At 38.8% G+C, this 866-nt stretch carries 2 protein-coding genes; both read left to right on the top strand.

Annotated elements, in window-relative coordinates; all coding sequences use genetic code 11:
• Positions 1–95 precede the first annotated feature (95 nt).
• The gene (locus DLM75_RS24055; RefSeq protein WP_118971038.1) at positions 96–332 is read left to right on the top strand and encodes an AbrB/MazE/SpoVT family DNA-binding domain-containing protein; all 237 of its coding nucleotides are present in this window, start codon (positions 96–98) and stop codon (positions 330–332) included.
• Positions 326–667 (top strand): endoribonuclease MazF, encoded by a 342-nt coding sequence (gene mazF / locus DLM75_RS24050; protein WP_118971037.1) that lies wholly within the window; start codon positions 326–328, stop codon positions 665–667. Before DLM75_RS24055 ends, mazF begins: the two co-directional genes overlap by 7 nt.
• Positions 668–866 lie beyond the last annotated feature (199 nt).

Here is an 866-nt window from a genome sequence, read left to right as displayed (position 1 = left end):
CTCTTTCGTTAGTTGCCATAGCCCGGAAATTAATTTTCATATTAACGCATTTAAAAAAATGCTGACAAGATTTCAAGAGTATATACAATGTATATATGGAATCAATTGTTCAAAAATGGGGTAATAGCTTAGGAATTAGAATTCCAAAAGCAATGGCGACTGAATTAGAAATAAATGACGGTAGTCACGTTGAATTGCAATATGAAGGCGATAAAATAGTTATTTATCCGATGCGAAAGGCATCTCTTGAAGAAAAGCTTTCAAAAATTACTAAACAAAATCTTCATTCTGAAATATCAACAGGCAGCTCAGTAGGTAATGAAGCTTGGTAAAGAGTAGTAAGTATATTCCTGAAAAAGGAGATATTGTCTGGCTAAATTTTACTCCGCAAGCTGGCCATGAACAAATGGGTCGAAGACCAGCGCTTGTGTTATCGCCGAAAGAATATAATTCAAAAACTGGTTTGGCCATATTTTGTCCAATTACAAGTAAAGTAAAAGGATATCCTTTCGAAGTGGTTATTAAATCTAAAAAGCTAAACGGCGTAATTCTTTCCGATCAAATAAAGAATTTGGATTGGACTATTCGAGAAGTAGAGCATATAGAGTCCGTAAGTAAACCTTCTTTGAAAGAAGTTTTAGATAATATTAAACTATTAATATTTTGATAACGGGCTACAGCAACTAACTTCGGCTTCTCACTGCGTTCGCGACTCACGGTTCCCGCTCGCGCTCACTCCGGGCTAAAGCCACATTGCTTTGTCACTTCGGTTCGCAAGACGTTCGCTAAGGCTCACTCGAACCTCGTGCCAACCGCGTCGCGCACAAGCGCTTGCGGACGCAACGTCGAGAAGCCTCTTTCGTTAG

This window comes from Leptospira stimsonii, assembly GCF_003545885.1.
GTDB classification, from domain to species: Bacteria; Spirochaetota; Leptospiria; order Leptospirales; family Leptospiraceae; genus Leptospira; species Leptospira stimsonii.
Note: the sequence above shows the minus strand (reverse complement) of the source record. Positions and strands in the feature narration are given on the sequence as shown.

Coding starts and splice junctions, on each gene's coding strand:
- DLM75_RS24055 (WP_118971038.1), top strand. CDS start 96: ATGGAATCAATTGTTCAAAAATGGGGTAATAGCTTAGGAATTAGAATT.